General features: G+C 34.3%; 1 pseudogene. It reads right to left on the bottom strand.

Annotation, left to right across the window (positions count from 1 at the left end):
- Window positions 1-695 (bottom strand): annotated as a pseudogene (locus VXQ92_RS21370) (RNA polymerase factor sigma-54); the annotation flags it as partial.
- Window positions 696-1,018: the final 323 nt, after the last annotated feature.

The following is a 1,018-nucleotide window of genomic DNA, read 5'->3' as shown; positions in this document are numbered from 1 at the left end:
AGTAATTCGTAATATTGAAGTAGACTTCTGGCTTCTTTCAAATATTCAGTTTCTCGAGGCAAGAACTCCAACTGAACTTTTAAACATTCAGCTAAATTACGAGCTCCGATACCAATTGGATCAAGACGTTGAATATGTTTTAAGACTACTAAAACTTCATCCTCTTCCACTTCCTCGTCTATATCCATCTCACTTAATAAATGCTGTACTGCCAAAATAATCTCTTCTAATTCAGCATCCAGAAAACCTTTATCATCTAAAGCATCAACTATGCAATAAGCAATCAACTGATCTATTTTTGAAAAATGTAGTAAGTTCACTTGCTCCAAAATATGTTCTTTAAGCGTCAAGTGAACTTGGCGATTATCTTCACGCTCTTCGAACTCAGGAGTACCCAAAGCAGTGGATTGATGTGTATAAATGTCATCCCATTCAGTATCAACAGGCAAGTCATCAGGTAAGTGATCAGCATTCAACTCTGTTGTAAGATCATCAGTTTCTTTGTGTTCTAAAGTAGATAAACTTTCTGCCAGTGATTCATCTTCTACTTTTTCAAGTAATGGATTACTATCTAATTGAATTTGGATTTCTTGCTCTAACTCTAGGCTAGAAAGTTGTAGTAAACGGATTGCCTGCTGCAATTGAGGCGTTAACGATAATGAATTCGCAACTTTCAATCCAACAGATAATTTCATATATTTCTCTTTCCAAAAAAACAAGCAAAAATCATGCCTATTAATTATTTATAGCATAGAGTAATGATTTATCCTATACATTGACTCATCAATTCATGCGAAAAATAGAAATTTATTTCTTAAAAACGATAAGATTTTTATCCTGTCTTATTCTTTTAGTATCGATGATTCTTTGCAATAATTCTTTTCTGATTGATTTCTTGCAATAAAAAAACACCCCAACCTCTTTTGAGATTGGGGTGTTTAGAATAATGAGCTGGCGATGACTTACTCTCACATGGGTAATCCCACACTACCATCAGCGCTAAGAGGTTTCACTTCTG

It is taken from the genome of Acinetobacter sp. 228 (assembly GCF_048147885.1).
This window is presented reverse-complemented; position numbering and strand designations above follow the sequence as displayed.